We start from the raw sequence: 22,656 nt of genomic DNA, 5'->3' as shown, positions 1-22,656 counted from the left end.
GACCCGTATCCGCCGGCCCCGGTAGATGCCGACCGTTGGTCGGCACTCCGGATCATTGTTGCCACATGCCCACCGTCGGTCGGCGTTGCTAATCCAACCGCTTGCGGAACCGCAGGATCGCCAGGGTCATCATCACCGCGATGAAGGCCAGCAGTGCCAGCACCTCCGGCCACAGCTCCCACCAGCGCGCGCCCCGCAGCATGATGCCGCGCACCAGCCGCAGGAAATGGGTCAGCGGCAGCACCTCGGCCAGCCACTGCACCACCCTGGGCATCCCCGCGAAGGGGAACATGAAGCCGGACAGCAGGATCGACGGCAGGAACACGAACATCGTCATCTGCATGGCCTGGAACTGCGACTGCGCCTTGGTCGAGATCAACAGCCCCAGCGACAGGTTGGCGGTGATCAGCAGCATCGCCACCAGGTATACGTCCAGTACGCTGCCACGCACCGGCACATCGAACAGCCACATGCCCAGCAGCAGCACCAGCGTGGTCTGCACCAGCCCGATCGCCGCATACGGCAGCACCTTGCCGATCATCAGTTCGCTGCGGGTCAACGGCGTGGCGATCAGCAGCTCCATGTTGCCGCGCTCGCGTTCGCGCACGATCGCCACGGCGGTGAACATCACCATGGTCATGGTCAGGATGATGCCGATCAGCCCCGGCACGATGTTGATCGCCGAGCGCCGCTGCGGGTTGTAGAACGCCACCACGCTGATCTGCCCGGCACTGGCTACCGCGCCGCTGCGCAACGGCCGATCGTTGCCCACTGGCTGGGTACTCAACGGCACCTGCGCCAGCTGCACCGCCGCGCTCTGCACCACGGTGTCGCTGCCGTCCACCATCACCTGGACGGCCTCGCGGCCGTCGAAGCGGCGCCGTTCGAAATCCGGCGGCACCACCACCCCGATGCTGATGCGTCCCTCGCGCAGCGCCTGCACCAGCTGCTCGGGCGTATCCACGCGCAGGATCGGGTGGATCACCCCGGTGGCCACCATGTCCATCAGCAGCGCACGTGAGGCCGAGGTTCCGGCCTGATCGGCCACGCCGGTGTCGAGGTGGCGCAGGTTGAGATTGATGGCATAGCCGAACAGCACCAGCTGCATCACCGGGATGCCCACGATCATGGCCAACGTGATGCGGTCGCGGCGCATCTGGCGCAGTTCCTTCAGCACGATCGCCCACAGCCGGCGCAGGCTCATGGGGAGGTGTCCTGCGCCGCAGTGCTGTCGCGTCCTCGCGTGGCCGACACGAACACGTCTTCCAGGTTGGCGGCCGCCGGCACGACCTCGGCGCCCTGCCCGCCGCTGCGCAGCGCCTGGCGGATGCGGTCCTCACCTTCGCCGGCGTGCGCCAGCAGCACGCGCAGGGTGTTGCCGATCTGGGCCACGCTGAGCACGCCAGGCAGGCCCGCCAGCAGGCGCTGGGCCTGCCGCGGCTGCTGAGCGGCCACCTCCAGGGTGCGGCCCTGCAGCGCGGCGGTCAGCTCGGCGGGGCTGCCGTCGGCCACCAATGCGCCCTGGTCCAGGATGGCCAGGCGGTGGCAGCGTTCGGCCTCGTCCATGTAGTGGGTGGACACCAGCAGCGTGGTGCCGGCATCGGCCAGGTCGAACAGCTTCTCCCAGAAGTCGCGGCGCGACTCCGGATCCACCGCGCTGGTGGGCTCGTCCAGGAACAGCAGCTCGGGCTGCTGGATCACCGCCCCGGCCAGTGCCAGGCGCTGCTTCTGGCCGCCGCTCAGGGTTCCGGCCAGCTGCCTCTGGCGGTCTTCAAAGTGATACTGCGCCACCAGCGCATCGATGCGCTGGCGTGCGGCAGCGCGCGGGATGTCCTGCACGGCGGCAAGAAACTCCAGGTTTTCGCGGACGGTCAGGTCGTCGAACAACGAGAAGCGCTGGGTCATGTAGCCGATGCGCCTGCGCAGCGCTTCGGCCTGCTCGGGGATGCGCAGGCCGAGCACCTCGATGTCGCCCTCGCTGGGGGTGAGCAGCCCGCACAGCATGCGGATGGTGGTGGACTTGCCCGAACCATTCGGGCCAAGGAAGCCGTAGACGTTCGCGCGGGGCACGCTCAGATCGACGTGGTCGACGGCCACCAGGTCACCGAAGCGCTTGGTCAGGCCGCGGGCGCGGATGGCCAGCGGCTCCCCACCTGCCCCCGCCGGTTCGGGCAGTACGGCCGCAGCGGGATCGGCCGGCGCCGTCGGGACCATCAGAACGTCACCCGCACCGGCACCCCGGCGGGCAACCGGGCCAACGCGGCGGTGTCCGTACCGACCAGTTCAATTTCGGCCAGGTAGCTCAGCCGCGCCGCGTCCTCACCGGTGAGCGCGTAGTACGGGGTGAACACCGGGTCGCTGCGCACCGCCCGCACCCGACCGGCCAGGGCGCCGTCGCGCCCCTGCAGGTAAACGTGGGCCGCCTGCCCCACCACCACCGACGGGCGCAGCGCCGAGGGCAGGTACACCCGCGCATACGGATGGTCTCCCACCAGCAGCACGGCCAGCGGCGCGCCCACCGGTGCCTGGTCCCCCAGCCGGTACGGCAGCGCGTCGATCACCCCGGCGCGCGGTGCCACCAGTGCCAGCTTGCCCAGCGTAACCGCCTGTTCGTCCTGTTGGGCCTGCGCGGCCTGCAGCGACGCGGCGCCCTGGGCCACCTGCTCGGCGCGGGTGCCATGCTGCAGCGCCAGCAATGCCTGTTCGGCGGCCTGCACCACGCCCGTTGCATTACCAGCGGCGGCGCGGGCGCGGTCGACGTCGGCCGCCGCCACCAGGCGCTGCCGTCCCAGTGGCTGCAGGCGGGCGTAGTACGCCGATGCGTCCGCGGCCTGTGCGCGCGCGGCGGCCAGATTGGCGCGGGCCTGGGCGATGTCTTCCACCCGTGGGCCATGCTCGAGTTCCTCAAGCGCCTGTCCGGCGCGTTGCGACTGGGCCTGCAATGCGGCCAGCTGCGCGGCAGTGCGGGTGGCGTCCAGTTGCAGCAAGGGAGCGCCGGCGGGCACGTGCTGCCCTTCCACCACCGCGACCGCGACGATGGTCTCCGCGGCGGGCGCCGGTACGGTGATGCGGTCCCATTCGAGGGTGCCAAGGGCTTCAGGCGGCGCAGGGTGGCAGGCGGCGAGCAGCGCGGTCGAGAAGCAGAGTGCCGACAGGCGGCAAAGCAGCGTTGGCGATGGCATCGCAGCGTTCCAGACGGGACCGGATGCTGCCATGCTGCCTCTCCGAACAGCGGCTGCCCGTGAAGGCCTGGGGCGCGACGCGTACTGCGGCCCGTGAATCGTCCACCATGGCGGAGCTACCTGCCTGCCCAGGGCGGCCCTGGCTCTTTCCCACTGTGCCCGCCCTCAACGCCGCACGTCATATCCCGCTGTATGCGAGGCGACGACGGGTCAGACCATAGGTGTCGTGGAGCAGCGCCTCGATCGCCTGCGAGCCTTCGGCAAGCACGTTCCCGTCCGGACTACCGCATTGCGTCTCCCCTGCACCGTCCCCCGCACCCGCTGGCTTCAACCAGCACGCCAGCTCAAGCCGCTCCTGCCCCTTGCGGTCATAGCGATACACGCGGTACGCGGCGCTGCCGTCCCCCAGCAGCGTCTGTCTGAAGCCCGCACGTCGGCCGGCACCTGCAAGATCTTCGCCAACGGCGCCAAGGCCACCAGAGCCGTAGCGGATCACCTGCTGCACCTTGCCTGCTGCGTCGTAGTCTTCCTGACGCAGCACAAGCTGCGACCGCCACACCCGCTGGACAGGGACATGGCTGCCGGCGGCGAACACTTCCTCCACCCGTACGTCCTTGCCATAGCCGTAACTGCGCACACGCGGGTAGCTGGCCAGGTTCGCAAAGCCATCGCGGGCGGCCGACATCGGAAGATCCGCTTCGGGGAAATCGTAATGCACGCTCGCCTTGGAGCGCCCATCCGTCTGTGGCCGCTCCCGATAGATCGGCTGCGCATCGTCGGCGGCGAAATCCGGCGGATACGCGTACAACGATGCAATCCCGCGTCCCGACGCAATCCGTGCCCCAACCGTGTTATCGGCAGCGGCGACGTCCGGCCGGGGCGGCATGAGGAACGTGGCGGTCCCTGTCCAACCCGCGTTGTCATAGCCATCCGGCTGCATCAACGCCACGGCGCCCCCGTCCGGGAGCGAGGGCGGTCGGGATCGCAACAGGGCCAGAACGGTACCGTCGTCGTTGTACATCACCCGCAGCGAATCCACGTTGTCTTCGCTCAGGTCCGCACACGCCTTGCCGGAGTCCCACCGCCCGACGCCGGCCGTGTCGATTGACCATGTCAGGCGTCCAACCTGGTCATACCGTGCGCAGTACAGCAGACCACTCTTGGGCGCCAGCCACGCGACACCGTCGGGTGGCAGCACATCGGGGCCGACGACATCACGCACTTCGACAAGGCGCCCCGCCCGATCATAGTGGTAGAGCCGCACCGCGCCGACGAAGAAATTCTTCGACCAGCGCCTGGCGCCTTCTGCGACGGGTGTTACGGCATCAACCTGCTTGACGGCACCGTCACCGTGACGCGGTTGCCAGCGCTCCTCCCTGCAGACGCGCCACGTGTCTTCAATGCGTTCCCCATGGATGGCGGTACCCCCCGCCGCACCAAACATGTCATTCGGCGGATCCTTCTGTGCCTGCGAAACCTCCACGTCGGGCAGCACAGCGCGGTTCTGCGCGTCCGTGCGGAACGGGTCGATACGGGTGTCGAACCCATCGGTGTTGCCCGTCATGAAGATTCCGGACGCTCCAGAGGATGTCCCTGCTGCTGCAGCATCTCCCGTGCAGGCCGCTGCCAGCGGCGCGCCAAGCATGCCTGCAACGGCGAGCACGCTGGTGACTGTCCGTTGAGACTTCCTTTTACTCGGATCATCCATGACGTTTCATCCGTAGTTTTGTAAACAGCTTCCGCGTGGTTCGCCTGCAACCGCCTGAGCCACGCCGATTCGACGACCTTACTTGGCAAATATCATCATCAGCAGCACCATCAGCCCCCCGAGGGCTGCCTGCACCGCGCCAACTGCCGCAGCGGCCATCACGGCAACGATCATGTAGCCGATGTAGAACATCGCGCCCAGCCCGAACAGGTTGAGCCCCAGCGCCAGCATTGCCGAGCGCCAGGCCTGCCGCCGCCGGAACAGACTGACAACGCCCAGCAACAGGCCCGCAAGGAATACGATCAACACGGAGAGCAGTATCACGGCGACGGTAATCACGCGCCGTTCGGTGATGGACTCCCACTCGACGGCCAAGGCGGCGACGGCCAGACCGATCAAGACCAGCAGGCCGAGGAACGACAAGGCCAGCGCGCTCTTTGTCAGGCGTGAAAGCCGCGCTGACGCGCCGCCGTCACCGATCGGGATGCCCAGACCCTCCTCAGGCGGGACACCTTCGGGCACCTTGGCCGGCACAGTCATCGCGCTTCGCCGTAGCTCAGCTTTTCCAAGTCATATCCGTACGTCTTGGCCATGTAGCTGTCGATTGCCGCCAGCCCTTGAACCACCATCTTTCCATCGGGCGTTCCACAGCGATTGGCGACGTTCTTCATGCCGTAGATCAGCGCTTCTTCCCTGCTGCGCTTCGGTGTTGGATCGGGCGTCCACCATGGGAAATGGCGGAGGGGTTTGTTGCTGGGGACATCGTGCTGCCAGCAGACGAAGGTCAGACGCTCCTTGCCTGCTGTGTCGTAGTCGTAGACGCGGTAGCTGGCGTAGCCGGTGGTAGTGGGCGTAACCTTCAGCACGCCACTTTCGGCATAGCCTTTCAGGTCTTCCTCGTAGGCATCCTGCGGTGCGGCACCGTATTGAACTACGCGGATCAGCTTGCCATTGCCGCCGTACATCTCCTGACGATTCAGATCCAAGCTGCGCCACTGCCGCTGGCGCGGCTTTCTGGAACCAGCGTCGAAGACTTCTGACACCGTCATTCCGCTCCGATGAGGAAAGATCCTGACCCTGGGGTAGCTACCGATCGCAGCGAATCCCTTGTCTATCACCGACAAGGGCACCGGTGAACCAGGAAACCGGTACTCAAGCATCGAACCGCCGGCATCGCCACGCGCCGCATACGAGGGCTGCGCGTCTGCTGCCGCGAATTCCAGAAACGTTGTACTGAGGTTGGTCAGTTCATCTTTCGCATTGAAATGAAGCTCCACGCGCGCCTGCTCGCCGGACGGAAGCCGTTCGGGCAGCCAGATGGACCCGTAGCCTCCGCCGCCAGACTTTCGCTGGCTGTCGGAGGCGTCGGCATCGCCCTCTCCGTAGTAGTTCAGCATGGCGCGCAGGGTTCCATTGGCGTTGTAGCGATACCGCTCAAGCGAATGCTCGCCAGCCTTGAGCTGGCCAGCACGAGAACGCCGGGTCCTTGCTGACGCTAGGCCCCGGCAAGCCTGCAGACTGCACCAACCTGCCATCCTCGTAGCGGAAGCAGTACAGGACGGCCCGTGCAACGATCTTCAACGGGTACTTCGGGTTGAGCCTGTTGGCCTCAGGGGACATGTACCTGTCCACCTCAATGAGATTATTGGACCCATCGTAGTAGAAGGCGGTTGCCGAGCTCATGTAGTAGTGCGGCAGCAACTTCACCAGCACGGGATGTCTTTCCTGCGCTGGCGTAGGCATGTACGCAATGGCCGCCACCCTTCCATCACTGTCCCGAAGACGTTCGGGCTTCCCACCAAGACTGTCTCTTACAACAGCGTTCAAGGTTCTACTCTTCCAGGTCTCCACCCGGCAGACCCGCTTACCGCCTCGCCCATCATCTTCAGTGAATACAACGTCCCCTCCCCATTGATCGAACTTTCCGGCCTTAAGCTCTTTCAGCGCGGGAGAAACGGCAGGCGGTGCCAGTCGACCGCCCGGCAAAAGACGGGGAGTGGCGACGCCGACGCCCCCACCTTGTCCATTACTGAATAGCAGGCTTACCCCGGTTGCAGGCGATGCCAGAGGGTCCAGCCTGTCGGTGCATGCAAGCGCGCGGCCGCCGGAGCAGAGGGCACCTGTGATGACCAGGAGGGACAACAGGGACTGCCTGATTTTCATGTTTGCTCCGTGGGGGATTTCACGTCCAAGCGAGCAAGCGCCTGCAGGGTGCCGCTGGAACCGCCTTGAACGGCCGGACGAGCGGCAATGAGTTCTACAGGCATTGCAGCAGCAGGATCATCCATCCCGTGCCCCCATTCAAGCGGCATCGACACCCAGAATCCTCTGACCCGGTCCCCTGCCCCGCTGCCTTTCAGTCGTGAGAGCGCCTTGGCAATGTTGTGGCGACCCACAGTGCGCGTCGCCTCGTCGACCTTGGTGCTTGCCACTTCCATGTACTGCGCTTGAAGGTCAGGTGGCTGCGCGTAGATGTAGCGCGCGATTGCGTCCTTTTTCTCATTCCAGCCACCGGAAGGAAATCCATCGAAGACTGAGTCGTAGCGTGCCATGGAATTCCTCGGAACGTTCGTGAACACCTCTTCGTATATGGATGCATTCTTTTCCGCAAGGCTACGGATGTAATCCGACGTATCGGCACTCGCCGGCAATTCAAGGTTCAGCTCGGCATGGTCCTGCTTCACGATAGGAGGATGAAATCTTCTGTCGGTTGCATCCGTAAATCCGCCTTGCTTCTTGATTGCGCCAAACACAACCTCTTCCTGAATCGACATGCCCAGGAACTTCTTCCACAGGCGCATCCGAAGGTCCTGTGCAAACTTTCGCGTCACGACCCTCACGCCATTGCCCAGGTCACGCACCGATGTCGCCGTATCCACAATCACCGCAGCGATCTCGGTGTCGCCGTCGCCCTGCAGGCTTCGATCGTTACAGTTGGCACTTCCGATGATGGCGACCGCATCGTCAACGATGAGCAGCTTGGAATGCACGTAGCACTGCTCGGTCACCAGATAGAGTGGTGGACTGCCCTTGCTGCCCCCGGCAGTTTGCGGCCCGCGGCTATAACTGTCGTGATTGATGTCTTTCAGGACACCGTAGCTGCGTAGATTCAAGACTGTCAGGTACTTCTTCCAGCCACCTGCCGCAACTTCGTCTCGCAGATCTTCTTCGCTGACGCTTACGTCGCGAATATCCTTGCGTTTGGCCACGAGGGTGCGACTGATTCGGCGAATCAGACTGTCGTGACCACGCAACAGCGTCTGCTGCGCCCAGTAGTGCTGCTTTACCACGGCACCGTCTTTCACGTTGCCTTCCGGATGCACGGGAAGCGTTATGTAGACGTGGAACCCTTGGCCACTCCGTATTGCCTTTGCGATGCGGGTGGCAATGGTGTCAACAAGTGTATTGCGCGCGGCGGAGGGCACGCCCTGCTTCTTTGCAAGAACATCAGCAATGGGCGTCTCGGGCAGTACAGCGTCCAGCGGACCCGCAGCAGCGCCCAGCACGCGCGCTGTTCGCTGTGCCTTCTTCTCCTGGGCCGGCGTTGCAGGCCCCCGCTGGCCGCCCTTGATGATGGTGTCCAAACGTCGCCCAGGATCTGCATCCGAGAAGCCGCAGTCGGAAATCAGGAACTGGGTTTCAATGTAGACGAACGCCTTGGCGGATGCGATGCAGTTCAGCATGGCATCCTGGATCGATCTCATAGGCAGGCTGCGCTCCCAGTACGGCTTCAGATCACTGCCATCGTCCATATTCAACCGATATTGTCTGCAGCCTTTCCGCTCCATATCGTGCAGTGCGGTGCCAGACGACCGGACGATCTGCACGCTGACCTCGCCTGCGCTGCCCCTGCTGCACAGGTCTCCAAACAGTGCCGTTCTTCCGCCCATTGCATCCAACCAGGCATCCGTCAGCGCAGTGAGCTCAAGACCCCGTCCCAACGACTTCTGCTCCGGCACGCCAGCACCCAGATCGTTTGCCTGTCCAATGCCGGCATTGACGACAGCATTCGCTCCTCTCCCGATCAGCGATTCACCGCGTTGATTCTGCCAGACCATTGCATTCCATCGGTGCATGAAGTTGCGGCAGATATCGAAAACAGCCGGGCCCTCCAGCCGTGCATGCACGTCCTGCCAAGGCATGCGTGGCTGACGACCACTGTCCAGCAGGCTCTGGGCACGGTTGATCGGGGTGTCCAGCCATTTCCGGAAGGACTCCCACGACTCCTTGGCACGCTCCAACGCAGCCAGTGCTTCTGCGCGCGCCTTTTCGACGTCCTTTACAAGCTGAGATGGATCAGCGGCATAGGTGCCCAGTCGATCGACAACTTTCACGGCGCGATCGTAGCTCTTCAGGAGCTCGGCTTTCTTTTCGTTGATCCAATCATTGATAGCCTTGGCTTGAATTGAAGTGAACGCGTCCACTGCATCCGAAGCCGCATTGGCAGCGCCTCCGGCATTGCCCTTCGCAGCCTCATCTGCGGCACGGTTGCTTGCAGCAATCACCTCACGATACTTGTGCCGTGCCTGGTCGAGATCGATCTTGATGGAATTGAGGACCTTTCCTACGGTCCGCACCACCTCGATCATCTCCTTGATTCCCTTGACGTCTGTCATTTCCTGAAGAACTGAAATGATTGCATCGCTAAGGACCTGCTTGCCCTTCTCTTCCAGGCGGGGCGTGATGGCGGCCTTGTCCGCGTAGTCCAGAAGTTCGGCCAGCGCTGCTCCGTCCTCCCATTGCTGCTTCATGCGGTCGAAGGCAACCGTAAGCCCAGGTAGATAGGCCGGCGCGAACCCCGGGCGCGTCCTCCCAGCCACATCAGGGCCCGTCTCCTTCTTGGGTTGAGTCAACGTCACTTCATCCGCCGTCATGCCGCGCGGTTTCATCAAGCAGTTGTTGTAGTGGTCATTCAGTATGTGTAGTCGGGGGTCGCAGACGACGTCGAAGTTGCCATCATCCCAGCGCCCATGTGCAACATCCAACCCACCTACAAAGCCAATCTTCCCGTCAACCACCAGAATCTTCTGATGGTGAGAGAAGCCGATATTGAAAGGATCCGTACGTCCCGTTGCCGGGTTATGAAGTCCAACTTCGATGTTTCCAGGCGTCTTGTCATCCCGCATCATGTAGAGCGCGGTCCGTGCTTCGTTCTCATGCGTGTACGCGGCGGCTTCGATGCTGTCATACAGCAGCACCCGCACATCCACCCCACGCACATTGATCGCGTCATACAGCAGCTCGCTCAGGCGACCGCGGTGCCCGGCCTCTCCCCGTCCGGTCAGCTCCGTGTCGAAATTCATCTGCCAGTCGGCGATGAAGATGAATTTTTTCGCGCCGCGGATCGCCTCGGCCATTGCATGCATGGCCGAGCGCCCGTCGGTGTAGGACTTCACCGCGTTGCCATGCCGTACCGGGGCGAACTGGCGATCCGGCGGCGCGTAGTAGTCACCGCTGGAGGTACCTACCTGGCCGGACTGGCAGGTCAGCGCGTTGCGCGCAACCGTACTGGTAGTGGTGCCGTCGGCCATGGTTCAGAGCTCCTTGCGCTGCTTGGGCGTGGTGGTCAGCAGGGACTGGAACTCGTACTCCACCCGGTGGCGGATGGCGCGTAGCGCATCGGCATCGGGCAGGTGCTGCAGGTCCTTGCTGTAGTTGTTGGCATCCAGGGTCTCGACGATCTCGCGTACCCCGGGGCCGGTGCTGAACTGGCGCATCTGCAGCGGGATGGCGTCGATGCCGTGCACCAGGTACAGGCGCCCGGGGAACCGCGCCACGGCGTCCCAGACGGTCTTGCAGTCGGCATCGTCAAGGGCGACCTTGCCGTCGTCGTCGGCGCTGCCTTCCTTGAGGACTTCCACCCACTGTCCGGCATCCACCGCATGCAGGTTGTCCGGCGTATCGCTGGCGCTCTGCCGGGTGCGCACGATTTTCCACGGCTGGCCGGCCAGCGCGATGCCCTGCGGGCCAGGGATGTCCTGAAGACGGAAGGCGAAGCTGGGCAGTACATCGGGGGATTCGCTGCGCGGCATGGTGGGCAGCGGATAGGTCAGGTTCGCGGGGCCAACGAAGGATTTCTGGCCCGCGTGCACGGTGATGTTGCCGGGGCAGGTCACGGTCAGGTTGCCGCCGGCCAGAGTGATGCTGGCACCGCCGGCCGTGGCGATATGTACGGTCTTGGGCGCGGCCATTTCGACCGCCGCGCTGGCACTAGCCGCGCGCAGGGCGTTGCGCGCCTGCAGCAGGATCTGGTTGTCCTGGGCCTGCACGATCAGCTCGCCCTGCCCGCTCACCACGCTGAGCGTGTTCCCGGCGGCCGTGCCCACGGTGGCCGCCAGCACGCCGATGGCCTGGCTGGCGTGGACACGCGCCTGGCCTTGGACGACACATTCGGACGCCTGCCCGCTGGCCAGGCTGAGCACCTCGCCCACCGCCCATTGCAGGCCCTGCCCCGCGACCTGCACCAGACCGTCGCTGCCAGACAGGCCCAGGGTGGCATCGCCGCTGTGCGGCAGGCGCCCTTGTCCGCCACCGCTGGCGTACGCTGGGGCGTCGGCCCGACCACTGTCGAAGGCGTCCCCGGCCACGGTGGTACGAGTGCTGCGCAGCAGGCTGGCCAGCGGCGCAGGCGCATCCTGCTGGCCCGCCACGCCGGCGTGCGCGGCGACGGCGACGCTGCGGTGCACGCGGGTGGCCTGGTGCTGGACCCGGCCAAGTTCGTTGAGCTGGGTCAGCAGCGCACTGGGGGCGACCGCCTCACCGGCCGGCGCGCGGGCGGCGCGCGGTTGCGCGCTGAGCCACAGGCCGGCGCGGGCCCGCACGGCCCCCCAGGCGTCGGTGCGCAGCTCGTTGCCTTCGCCGCGCAGGCTGCCGCGGAAGTTGTCGGCCTGGTGGATCAGGTGCCCCAGGTTGAGCTGGGTGCTGGCATGGGTCGTGGCCAACTGCAGGCGCAGCTGTCCGTCGCTGTCGTCGAACAGCAACCGCGAGTGCCCCTGGCCGTGCCACTCGCGCGACTGGATGCCCCACAGCGCGGCCGGGTTGCGGTGCGCGTCTTCGCCGGCGCCCATCGCATGCCAGGCGGGCGCGTGGCCACCGGCCAGGTTGCCCTGCGCACTACTGCGGGCATCCCCCGCCTGCGCATAGGCGCCCCGTTCGCTGGTCGCCGACGCGCCGGCCGGGGTGGCGGCCGTGCCGGCTTCGCCGCGACCGTTGTAGAGCGTACCGACGATGAGCGGGCGGTCGATGTCGCCTTCCAGGAAGGTCACCAGCACCTCCTGCCCTACCCGTGGCAGGAACTGTGCACCCACCCCGGGGCCGGCGTAGCGTTGGGCAACGCGCAGCCAGCTGCTGCCATCGTCGCCGCTGCCTGCCCGCTGGAAGTGGAAGCGCACCTTGATCCGGCCCAGATCGTCACAGGACACCTCGCCGCTGTCGCTGCCATCAGCGGCAATCACCCGCGCGGTCTGGTAGCCCGGTGCCAGCGGCCGCGGATTCAAACGCAGGCCGGTGCCGTCTTCGCGCGCCGGGCGCCACGCCACGGCGCGGTCCACGCCCTCGAAGGCGTTGGCATAGCCCAGCGTTTCGGCCCGCGTGCACAGCTGGCGCTGGCGCGCCGGCGTTTCCAGCCCGGCCATCGGCGCCGGTGGCGCATGGCCCAGGCGCTGCAGCAGCGCCTCGCGCGCGGTGGTGGGAAAATTGTTGCTGGCCTGATGCCAGATGCGCGTCACCAGCACATTCGGCACGCCGGCACGGTCGGACAGCGGCCACTGGCGCAGGGTGAACCAGGTACCCGTGCGAAGCCCCGGGGCGGTGCTGCTGCCCACCCAGCTGGCGCTGCGCGATTCGTGCGCCTGGGCAGCCAGGCGGCTGTAATGGTCGGCCACGCCGCGGTTGGCGAACGCATAGGCGCCCACCGGGGTGTACGCCTCCAGGGCGGTCTCCCCGCGTTGCGCGGACAGCACCGGGGTCTGGCCCTGACGCGCCTGCTGGCCGAGATAGTCGTCACTTGCCAGCACCAGCGCGGTTACGCCGATACGCCGCGAACGTCCCAGCGTCAGCACGCTGTCGGTGGCCTCGGTGGCGTCCGCGCGGTGGAAGCGCAGCCCGCCGTCGCGCTCGGAGGTGGCGTCCTGCGCCTGCGCGGCGCTGTCGGCGAAGACCACCAGTGCGTGCCCGGCAGGCGCGTCGGCGTCTTCTTCGATGCGCCAGCCCAGGCCCTCTTCGGCGAGCAGGCGCTGCAGGAAGTCCAGGTCCGATTCGCGGTACTGCACGCAGTAACTGCGCCGCGGCACGGCGGCGAGAAAGTCGATCACTTCGTCGCTGACCCGCCAGGTACCCTGGGCGGCATAGGGGTCCAGAACGGCCTGCAGGATGTCCAGCACCGCCCGTTCCTGGAACACCCGGCTTTGCCGCGCCTGCCCCAGCAGCCAGGTCCACGGCACCAGGCACAGGCGATAGCGCGCCAGCCCGCCATCGGACGCCACGCAGGCCGCCTCGGACACTACGCCACTGCGCAGTACGTCGTGCCCGCCGGCCTGCCGCGAGGACAATGTGGCGGCAACGCCGAGCCAGGCATCCACGTCGAGCAGGGCATCGTTGGCCAGCACGTCCACCCACCATTGGAAACCGTCGGACAGCTGTTCGTGCCCGCACCAGCGCTCCACCAGCAGCGCCTGGCCGTTGGCCAATGCCAGACGGTGCGGACGACTGGCGCCGTCCAGCCCGGCGACGCCGGCGAACAGTGTGATTGCATCCTGCATCGTGCCCATCCATTGCAGCCGTCCGGCCGCGTGACCTGCCCAGCATCCATGGCGCACCCGGCCCGCCGGCATGGCGGCAGCACGCTGCACCTCCCACTCTGTCGCTACCGTCGAAACGCACGCCGCCGCATTATCTGCAGGCTCTCCCCGCCACACAGACGCACGCACCAAGCTGCATGGACGAAGAATATAGTGAATCGTCGCGGCCCGATATCCGGGGCAACTCTGACGATAATGTAGGAAAACCCCTACTCGCACGGAACGCGCGGGCCTGAAGCGTCGCCGGATGTCTGCCTTGGCCCATCAACATAACCAACGACATAATTCCGGCCGATTCCGCCACGCAAATATCGTCAAATTCCCAACGCCCCACCAGGGCATGCACCGGCTACAGCGCGCCAGTGCCCGAGGGCGTGCCGCGTACAGGTCGGGCTGGCGGCGTGTCCTGTTCCTGAAGCGACCGGCCATTTTTTCACCAGCCCTTGTTCAACCTTGTCGCACAAGGGCTGGCACGGGATATCCACAGCTTTGCCAACGACTCCCCCACACCCGGTGTGGACAACCGGCACCGGTCTGGCGGCTGCACGGGCTGCGCGCTACCCTGTAGACCCTTTCCCTGCTTGCGGCCGCGGTCCCCTGGATCGAAGGCTGCCAGACGCAATGACCGCACTCTCGCAACGCGATTTCACCCTGGCTCCCGAAGACAACGAACGCCTGGCCAACCTCGCCGGCCCGTTCGATGAGCACCTGCGCCAGATCGAACTCAAACTGGGCGTGGAAATCGCCAACCGCGGCCACGTGTTCCGCGTGACCGGCCCGCGGCGCCTGGCCGAGGAAGCGCAGCTGTTGATCGAAGCGCTCTACGCCGAAGCGGCGGAGGTGACCTTCGACAATCACGCCATCCACCTGCGCCTGAACCAGGCCAATGTCGACCAGGTGGTCGAACGGGCCTACGAAGCACAGGAAGTGACCATCAAGGTCAAGCGCGGCACGGTGCGCGGCCGCGGCGCCAACCAGGCGCGCTACCTGCACCAGATCACCACCCACGACATCAATTTCGGGATCGGCCCGGCCGGCACCGGCAAGACCTTCCTGGCCGTGGCCAGCGCGGTGGACGCGTTGAACGAGTCGCGCGTGCAGCGGCTGATCCTGGTCCGACCGGCGGTGGAGGCCGGCGAGAAACTGGGCTTCCTGCCGGGCGATCTCAGCCAGAAAGTCGACCCGTACCTGCGCCCGCTGTACGACGCGCTGTATGAAATGCTGGGCGTGGAGAAAGTACTGAAACTGCTGGAAAAGAATGTCATCGAAATCGCGCCGCTTGCGTATATGCGCGGCCGCACGCTCAACGATGCCTATGTGATTCTGGACGAAGCGCAGAACACCACCGTGGAGCAGATGAAAATGTTCCTGACCCGGCTGGGCTTCGGCTCCACCGCGGTGGTCACCGGCGACCTCACCCAGACCGACCTGCCCAAGCACGTGAAGTCCGGGCTGCGCGACGCGATCGAGGTGCTGCGCGACGTGGACGGGGTCAGCTTCACCTTCTTCGAGGCCCGCGACGTGGTCCGCCACCCGCTGGTGGCGCGCATCGTCAGCGCCTACGACCGGCGCGACCTGCAGCAGGTGAATCCCGGCGCGGAGTAGCCGTACACTGCTGGCACTCCCGTCGCACAGGAAGTGCCATGAATCGTACCTGCGTGCTGTTGTGCCTCTGCCTGCTGGCCGCCGTGCCGGCAACGGCGTCGGCCACTGAAAAAACGGCCGCCCCCGCGCGTCCGTATGTGGAAACCAGCTACGTGATCGCCCCCAGGTCGGTGGGCGATTTCACCCTGGTACGCAGCAGTCTCGATCCGGATAACCGGTTGGCCGGGGCCAGCCTGCTCTACCGCGCCAAGGATCACCCCGAAGCGACGATCAACCTGTACATCTATGCAGCGGGCCGCCTCGATCCGGATACCGCAGTGATCGAGGGCATGCAGGCGTTCGGCGAAGGCATGAAGCATGCCGTCAAGGACGGCACCTATTCGCGCCAGCAGACGCTGGGGCCGGCTGACGCATTCCGGCTTACCCCTGCGCCACCCCCGGCGGCGGCCAACGATGAGGAGGCCGTCATGCGCGACGCCATTGCCAACGCCGGCGGGGTGAACGGGCAGAAGCTGCGCATGGAACTGCATCGCGCGCCGGGCGACGCCCCGCTGCGCTCCAATGCGTATCTGTTTTACAAGCAGCTGTACTACGTCAAGGTGCGCATCTCGGCCGCGCAGCCGGACATCGGCGCCGAGGCATTCGACGCGCTTGCGGACCAGGCCACGCGCGCACTGGTGCCGGCGGTGCAGGTGGAGAACGTTGGCGGCTGCGCCGCCGGCGCCATCCAGGTCGACTCCAACGCCTCCGATACGCAGATGATGCACGCAATTACCCGCCAGCTCAGCCAGCAACAGGGGTATCACTGCCACGGCTCGGCCAGCACCGTGCGTATCGAGGAGCGCCGTGCCACCGCCGATGTCATCGAGATCGCCTACGACGCCGACGACTGGAAGTCGCAGTGAGGCGTCGCACGCGCGATACTGTGCCCTCCTGATTGATCTGAATTACCGGTATCGCCATGACCAAGGGCCCCGTCCGCCTCGATGTAGCCGTCAGCTACGCCCTGCCCCGCGCCGGGCTGCCCTCTGCGGTGAGCTTCCGCAAGTGGGTGGCTGCCGCGCTCAAGGGCCGCATCCGTGAAGCCGACCTGGCCATCCGCCTGGTCGATGCCAAGGAAGGTCAGTCGCTGAACCGGCACTACCGCGGCAAGGACTACGCCACCAACGTGCTCAGCTTCCCGGCCGAAGTGCCCGAGGGCCTGCCCAAGGGCGTGAAGTTCCCGCTGCTCGGCGACCTGGTGATCTGCGCGCCGGTGGTGGCCAGCGAAGCGGCCGAGCAGGACAAGGCGCTCAATGCCCACTACGCGCACCTGACCGTGCACGGCGTGCTGCACCTGCTCGGCTGGGACCATGAGGACGACAAGGAAGCCGAGGCCATGGAGCAGCTGGAACGCGACATCCTGGCTGAACTGGGCATCGACGACCCCTACGCCAACGAGCAGTAAGCCGCGCCGCCCGGCTCCCCACGGATTCCAGATGACCGCTTTCAAGACCCTCTGCCTGGGCCTGCTGGCCCTGCTGCCCGCCGCTGCGTCGGCCTCCCCGCTGGACCTGGCCGCGCTGATCGAGTGCCGCCAGAGCGTGGCCGACTACCGGGCGGTCGGCCCGGTCGTGGCCGACCCGCTCAAGGCAGTGGCCAATGGCCTGCAGCCGCTGCCGCAGGGCAACCAGTTCATGACCGAGTTCCGGCTGGCCACGCCGCTGACGGTGTTCGGGCAGCGCACCGAGTACGTGGCGGTGGCCGGCGCCAGCATCATGGCGATCCTGGACCTGGCCGACCCGCGCCCGCTGGCGAAGACACTGGCGCTGGAGGACGGGGTGGACAACCCGGGCAAGTTCATGGCCGGGCGCGAGCTGGTCAGCCGCGATGTCACCGACCCGACCACCGGGGAGCCGATGATCGAATCGATCATCCTGAGCCTGTCCACGGTCAAGAGCCACCCGGGCAAGACCCTGGCCGGCTGCACCTACAGCCTGGACCTGCCCGCGGAGGAGGAGGCGCCGGCACCGGCCCCCACCCCGCCGGCCGCCTCGGTGAATGCGGCCCCGTCAGGCGGGCGCTGACAGGGCCCCGCATCCTGCTAGACTGAATCCAACGCCCGGTTCGCCGGGTGCCCTTTTTCCAGAGATGTCTGAAGACGACAGTAGTAGCTCCACCCTGGAGCAGAACGAAAAGAAGCGCAGCTGGCTCGAACGCCTGACCTCTGCCTTCTCCGGCGAACCCCACACCCGCGACGAGCTCGTGGCGGTGCTGCACACCGCGCACGATGATGGGCTGATCGCTGCCGATACCCTGCGCATGATGGAGGGGGCGATTTCCGTCGCCGAACTCACCGTGGGCGACGTGATGATCTCGCGTTCGCAGATGGTCTCGCTGCCGGTCGAAGCGCCCTTCCTTGAACTGATGAAGCAGGTGGTCGAATCGGGCCACTCGCGCTTCCCGGTGCACGGCGACAACAAGGACGACATCCTTGGCGTGCTGCTGGCCAAGGACCTGCTGCGCGGCGTGGTTGCCGACAACGGCCCGGCCAACGTGCGCGAGCTGCTGCGCCCGGCGGTGCTGATCCCCGAAGCCAAGAAGCTCAATGTGCTGCTCAAGGAGTTCCGGCTCTCGCGCAACCACATGGCCATCGTGGTGGACGAGTACGGCGGTGTCGCCGGGCTGGTCACCATCGAGGACGTGCTGGAGCAGATCGTCGGTGAAATCGACGACGAGCACGACGAGGCCGAGGACCACACCGCGCAGATCGCCATCCAGGCCGACGGCCAGTACGTGGTGGACGCCCTGACCGCGATCGAGGACTTCAACGAGCGCTTCGGCGCCAGCTTCCCCGACGACGACTACGACACCATCGGTGGCCTGGTCACCGAGGCGATCGGCCACCTGCCCGAAACCGGCGACGAGCTCAGCCTGGACCGCTTCGTGTTCCGGGTGGCGCGTGCCGATGCCCGCCGCGTGCAGGCGTTCCATGTGACCGTGCTGCCGGCCGATACGAACAACGAGGATTGATCCACGCCATGCGGCCCCTGCTGAAGCGGTGGCCGTCGTGCCGCCTGTTGTTCCTGTGCTGGATGCTCACCCTGGCCAGCCTGCCGTTCGCGGCGCTGGCCCAGGATGCGACGGCCCCCGTCACCGTGCCGGTGGCTGACTCCGGCGCGAACGCCTCGGCGGCACCGCGCATCGGCGTGGTGACCATGCAGCCCGGCGAGATTTTCTTCGAGCGCTTCGGTCACGACGCGCTGGTGGTGGTGGACCCGGTAACGGGCCAGGCCACCTCCTACAACTTCGGTTACTTCGATCCGGGTGAAGCGGACTTCATCGGCCGCTTCGTGCGCGGCGAGATGATGTACTACCTGGTGGCACTGCCGCTGGACGAGGACATGGCCTACTACCGTGAGAGCGGTCGTGGGGCCAGCATCCAGTGGCTGGACCTGGACCCGCAGCAGGCGCGCGCCCTGGCCGCCTCGCTGGCCGAGCGCGCCAAGCCGGAGAACGCGCGCTACCACTACGACTACTACACCGCCAACTGCGCCACCATGGTCCGCGATGCGGTGGACCAGGCGCTCGGCGGCGGCCTGCATTCGCAGCTGTCCGGGCGCTCGCGCGGTAACACCTACCGGAGCGAATCGGTGCGGTTGGCCTCGCCGTCGCCGTGGATGTGGCTGGGCTTCGACATCGGGCTGGGGCCGTTCGCCGATCAGCCGCTGTCGCGTTGGCAGGAAGCCTTCGTGCCGATGCGCCTGGCCGATGCGCTGCGCCAGTCGCGCAACAGCGAAGGCCGCCCGCTGGTACAGGCCGAGCAGGAACTGCTGCCGCACCGCATCGCGCCGGAGCCTACCGAATCCCCGCGCCGCTGGTGGCCCTGGCTGCTGTGCGGCCTGCTGGCCGCGGCAGGCGTGTGTGCACTGCGCACGCGCCGACGCCTGCTGGGCGGCATCGCGCTGCCGGTGTGGCTGTTCTGCGGTATCGCCGGTGCGTTGCTGACCTACCTGTGGGGCTTCAGCGCGCACCAGGCTGCGTGGGCCAACCGCAACCTGCTGGTGCTGTCGCCGCTGTGCCTGCTGTTGCTGCCCGGTGCCATCACGCTGCTGCGCGGGCGCACCCCGCGTGCGTGGTTCCGCTGGGTGCTGTGGGCGGTGGCGCTGCTGGCGTCGCTGGGCCTGGTCCTGCACTGGCTGAGCCTGCAGGCGCAGGTCAACCTGCAGTGGATCGTGCTGCTGCTGCCGGTGCACCTGGCACTGGCATGGGCGCTGGGCCGTCGTGACGCATCTGTCACGGGCCGCTGACGCAGGATGCCGCCCATGGAAAGTACCGCACCCGTGAACCCGCCCTGCGTCATCAACTGCGTGCACTACGATGATCAGGGCATTCGCCATGACATCAGCCTGGATGCGATCAGCGATGTGATCGAAAGCGGCAACGGCTTTGTCTGGGTTGGCTTGTACGAGCCGGCCGACAGCGTGCTGCTGAAGCTGCAGGAAGAATTCTGCCTGCACTCGCTGGCCATCGAAGACGCACGCAACGCCCACCAGCGGCCCAAGGTGGAGTCGTATGGCAACTCCTTGTTCGTGGTGGTCACCACCGCGCAGATGGTGGATGAGCGCATCGCCTACGGCGAAACCCATGCCTTCCTTGGTCCCCGCTTCCTGGTGACGGTCCGCCATGGGGCGTCGCTGTCCTATGCCGCGCCACGCGCCCGGGTGGAGCGCGAGCCGGAGCTGCTGCGCACGATGGGGCCGTCGTACTGCCTGTATGCGGTGCTGGACTTCGTGGTGGACAACTACCTGCCCATCACCCAGCGCTACCGCGACACGCTGGAGCTGCTGGAGAAGGACATTTTCTCGGACAGTTACAAGCGCCAGACCGTGGTGCGGCTGTACGAACTGAAGCGCGAGCTCAACAAGATGCGCATGGCGGTAGCGCCGCTGCAGGACATGCTGGCCCAGATCAAGCGCTACCAGGGCGAGCTGGTGCCCGACGAGGTCAAGCTGTACCTGCGCGATGTGCATGACCATGCGGTGCGGATCAGCGATGTGATCGACACCCTGCGCGAGATGCTGGGCACGGCGCTGAACGTGAACCTGTCGCTGGTGACGCTGGCGCAGGGCGAGACGGTGAAGCGGTTGGGTGCGTGGGCGGCATTGTTGGCGGCGCCGACCCTGATCACCAGCTGGTATGGCATGAACTTCACCCACATGCCGGAGTTGGACCAGCCGTGGGCGTACCCGGCGATGATCATCGGCGTGGGCGCGATCTGCGTGGGGTTGTACCGGCTGTTCAAGCGGGTGCGTTGGCTCTGACGTTGGCCGGCCGCCCGTTTCGGGCGACGGTGCCGGGTGTACGTCAAGGATGTCGTCGTTACGGGCAGCCGACCAACGGTCGGCTCTACCCCCGGTTTGAACGATGCGATGCCCGGTAGTGCCGGCCGCTGGCCGGCTCCTGGCGATGCCGGATATATGCGACGTGTGCCGGCGTTACGGGCAGCCGACCAACGGTCGGCTCTACCTCGGTTTGAACGATGCGATGCCCGGTAGTGCCGGCCGCTGGCCGGCTCCCGGCGATGCCGGATGTACGCGACGTGTGCTGGCGTTATGGGTAGCCGACCAACGGTCGGCTCTACCGATCCGATGTCCGGTAGTGCCGGCCGCTGGCCGGCTCCCGGCGATGCCGGATATATGCGACGTGTGCCGGCGTTACGGGCAGCCGACCAATGGTCGGCTCTACCGATCCGATGTCCGGTAGTGCCCGCCGCTGGCCGGCTCCTGGCGATGCCGGATATACGCGACGTATGCCGGCGTTACGGTAGCCGACCAACGGTCGGCTCTACCTCGGGGTGATCGTCGGTAGGTAGCGACCGTTGGTCGCTACCCTCTTCAGATCAGGCCACGTATACCGTTTTGATGTTCATGAACTCATGGATGCCGTGGTCGGCCAGTTCGCGGCCGAAGCCGGAGCGCTTGCTGCCGCCGAACGGCAGGCGGGGGTCGCTTTTGACGATGGCGTTGACGAAAGCCGCGCCGCATTCCAGCTTCTTGGCGATGGCTTCGCCGCGCACCGCGTCGGCGGTCCAGACGCTGCCCCCCAGACCGAAGGTGGTGTCGTTGGCCACGCGCAGCGCCTCGGCATCATCGCGCACGCGCAGGATGGCCGCGGCGGGGCCGAACAGTTCTTCCTCATAGGCCGGCATGCCCGGCCCGACGTTGTCCAGGATGGTGGCCGGGTAGCCGGCATGGCTGCCCGCCACCGGCTCGCCGCCGAGCAGCAGCTTGGCGCCCTTGGCCACGCTGTCCTGCACCTGGCTGTGCAGTTCGTCGCGCAGGTCAGCGCGGGCCATCGGGGCCAGCGTGGTGCGTTCGTCCTGCGGGTCGCCGTACACGCGCTGCGCAGCGGCGGCCACGAACTTTTCCACGAATGCATCGGCGATGGCATCCACGACGATGAAGCGCTTGGCGGCGATACAGGTCTGGCCACTGTTGTCGAAGCGCGACTTCACGGCGGCGGCGACGGTCTTGTCGAGATCGGCATCCTCGAGCACGACGAACGCGTCGCTGCCGCCCAGTTCCATGACGCACTTCTTGAGCTGGTCACCTGCATTGGCGGCAATCGAGCGCCCTGCCCGTTCGCTGCCGGTCAGGGTGACGGCCTTGACCCGCTTGTCGCGCAGCACGTCGGCGGCCTGGTCGTTGTCGATGTGCAGGACGTCGAACACGCCGGCGGGCAGGCCGCCATCGCGGCATACGGCCAGGATCAGGTCGGCGCACTGCGGGACGTTGCTGGCATGCTTGAGCAGGGCGACGTTGCCGGCCATGAAGGCCGGCGCGAGGAAGCGGAACACCTGCCAGATCGGGAAGTTCCAGGGCATCACGGCGAACACGCAGCCGATGGGCTCGTAGCGCACGTAGCTGCGTTGGGCCTCGGTGTCGATCAACTGCGGCTTGAGGTAGTCGGCGGCATGGTCGGCGTAGAACTCGCAAGCCTGCGCGCACTTCTCCACTTCGGTCAGGGCTTCGGCCTTGAGCTTGCCCATCTCACTGGTCATGGCCCGCTGGATGTCGTCCTTGCGGGTACGCAGCTGCGCGGCGATGCCACGCAGGATGGCGCTGCGCGCCTGCAGGGATTGGCCAGACCAGGCCGGGAACGCGCCGGCCGCGGCGGCCAGGCGCTGTTCAACCTGGGCGGCATCGAGCAGTTCATGGCGGTAGGTGACCTGGCCGGTCGCGGGATTGACGATTTCAACGGTCATCGTGGTACTCCGGAAGACAGACCACCATTCTGCGCCCGGTGTTGTGATCCGGATGTTGCCGGGGTTGGCGGCGAGCCGGGAGTGGGTTGCGACGTGGCGTCGCAGGTGCCAGAGCCA

At 66.2% G+C, this 22,656-nt stretch carries 17 protein-coding genes; 7 read left to right on the top strand and 10 right to left on the bottom strand.

The window, feature by feature from the left end; translation table 11 throughout:
- Positions 1 to 88: 88 nt before the first annotated feature.
- The 9 genes from ACZ0AE_RS06870 to ACZ0AE_RS06830 form a co-directional block, all read right to left on the bottom strand.
- The gene (locus ACZ0AE_RS06870; RefSeq protein WP_038689288.1) at positions 89 to 1,204 is read right to left on the bottom strand and encodes an ABC transporter permease; all 1,116 of its coding nucleotides are present in this window, start codon (positions 1,202 to 1,204) and stop codon (positions 89 to 91) included.
- Complete coding sequence (locus tag ACZ0AE_RS06865; protein ID WP_314403040.1) at positions 1,201 to 2,136, bottom strand: ABC transporter ATP-binding protein; 936 nt, start codon at positions 2,134 to 2,136, stop codon at positions 1,201 to 1,203. The genes ACZ0AE_RS06870 and ACZ0AE_RS06865 overlap by 4 nt, the downstream gene beginning before the upstream one ends.
- 77 nt (positions 2,137 to 2,213) lie before the next feature.
- Positions 2,214 to 3,182 (bottom strand): HlyD family secretion protein, encoded by a 969-nt coding sequence (locus ACZ0AE_RS06860; RefSeq protein WP_463600691.1) that lies wholly within the window; start codon positions 3,180 to 3,182, stop codon positions 2,214 to 2,216.
- Positions 3,183 to 3,360: 178 nt separating this feature from the next.
- Positions 3,361 to 4,890 carry a hypothetical protein gene (locus tag ACZ0AE_RS06855; protein WP_463600690.1) on the bottom strand — a complete coding sequence of 510 codons (1,530 nt, stop codon included), beginning with the start codon at positions 4,888 to 4,890 and terminating at the stop codon, positions 3,361 to 3,363.
- A gap of 78 nt (positions 4,891 to 4,968) precedes the next feature.
- Positions 4,969 to 5,430, bottom strand: coding sequence for a hypothetical protein (locus ACZ0AE_RS06850; RefSeq protein ID WP_354282297.1), 462 nt, complete (start codon positions 5,428 to 5,430; stop codon positions 4,969 to 4,971).
- Entirely contained in the window at positions 5,427 to 6,287 is an 861-nt protein-coding gene (locus ACZ0AE_RS06845; RefSeq protein WP_463600689.1) for a hypothetical protein, read from the bottom strand. The genes ACZ0AE_RS06850 and ACZ0AE_RS06845 overlap by 4 nt, the downstream gene beginning before the upstream one ends.
- A 37-nt stretch (positions 6,288 to 6,324) precedes the next feature.
- Positions 6,325 to 7,053, bottom strand: coding sequence for a hypothetical protein (locus ACZ0AE_RS06840; RefSeq protein WP_463600688.1), 729 nt, complete (start codon positions 7,051 to 7,053; stop codon positions 6,325 to 6,327).
- Complete coding sequence (locus tag ACZ0AE_RS06835; protein WP_447592813.1) at positions 7,050 to 10,421, bottom strand: phospholipase D-like domain-containing protein; 3,372 nt, start codon at positions 10,419 to 10,421, stop codon at positions 7,050 to 7,052. Before ACZ0AE_RS06835 ends, ACZ0AE_RS06840 begins: the two co-directional genes overlap by 4 nt.
- A 3-nt stretch (positions 10,422 to 10,424) precedes the next feature.
- Entirely contained in the window at positions 10,425 to 13,649 is a 3,225-nt protein-coding gene (locus ACZ0AE_RS06830; RefSeq protein WP_463600687.1) for a type VI secretion system Vgr family protein, read from the bottom strand.
- Positions 13,650 to 14,309: 660 nt separating this feature from the next.
- Here ACZ0AE_RS06830 and ACZ0AE_RS06825 point away from each other — a divergent pair.
- The 7 genes from ACZ0AE_RS06825 to ACZ0AE_RS06795 all read left to right on the top strand — a co-directional run bounded on the left by ACZ0AE_RS06825 (position 14,310) and on the right by ACZ0AE_RS06795 (position 20,596).
- A complete protein-coding gene (locus tag ACZ0AE_RS06825) occupies positions 14,310 to 15,293 on the top strand; it encodes a PhoH family protein (RefSeq protein WP_038689307.1) in 984 nt (327 codons plus the stop codon).
- Between the two features lie 38 nt (positions 15,294 to 15,331).
- Positions 15,332 to 16,198: a hypothetical protein gene (locus ACZ0AE_RS06820; RefSeq protein WP_463600686.1), complete on the top strand. Its 867-nt coding sequence runs from the start codon at positions 15,332 to 15,334 to the stop codon at positions 16,196 to 16,198.
- 56 nt (positions 16,199 to 16,254) lie between these two features.
- Positions 16,255 to 16,740, top strand: coding sequence for an rRNA maturation RNase YbeY (gene ybeY / locus ACZ0AE_RS06815; RefSeq protein ID WP_128095419.1), 486 nt, complete (start codon positions 16,255 to 16,257; stop codon positions 16,738 to 16,740).
- Between the two features lie 31 nt (positions 16,741 to 16,771).
- Positions 16,772 to 17,359 (top strand): hypothetical protein, encoded by a 588-nt coding sequence (locus ACZ0AE_RS06810; protein WP_463600685.1) that lies wholly within the window; start codon positions 16,772 to 16,774, stop codon positions 17,357 to 17,359.
- Positions 17,360 to 17,423: 64 nt separating this feature from the next.
- Positions 17,424 to 18,305, top strand: coding sequence for an HlyC/CorC family transporter (locus ACZ0AE_RS06805; RefSeq protein WP_038689313.1), 882 nt, complete (start codon positions 17,424 to 17,426; stop codon positions 18,303 to 18,305).
- 62 nt (positions 18,306 to 18,367) lie between these two features.
- Positions 18,368 to 19,582: a lipoprotein N-acyltransferase Lnb domain-containing protein gene (locus ACZ0AE_RS06800; protein WP_244880247.1), complete on the top strand. Its 1,215-nt coding sequence runs from the start codon at positions 18,368 to 18,370 to the stop codon at positions 19,580 to 19,582.
- Between the two features lie 15 nt (positions 19,583 to 19,597).
- The gene (locus ACZ0AE_RS06795; protein ID WP_038689315.1) at positions 19,598 to 20,596 is read left to right on the top strand and encodes a magnesium and cobalt transport protein CorA; all 999 of its coding nucleotides are present in this window, start codon (positions 19,598 to 19,600) and stop codon (positions 20,594 to 20,596) included.
- A gap of 578 nt (positions 20,597 to 21,174) precedes the next feature.
- Here the strand turns inward: ACZ0AE_RS06795 and ACZ0AE_RS06790 are convergent.
- The gene (locus ACZ0AE_RS06790) at positions 21,175 to 22,539 is read right to left on the bottom strand and encodes an NAD-dependent succinate-semialdehyde dehydrogenase (RefSeq protein ID WP_038689317.1); all 1,365 of its coding nucleotides are present in this window, start codon (positions 22,537 to 22,539) and stop codon (positions 21,175 to 21,177) included.
- Positions 22,540 to 22,656: the final 117 nt, after the last annotated feature.

Source organism: Stenotrophomonas sp. AC248 (assembly GCF_979258185.1).
Note: the sequence above shows the minus strand (reverse complement) of the source record. Positions and strands in the feature narration are given on the sequence as shown.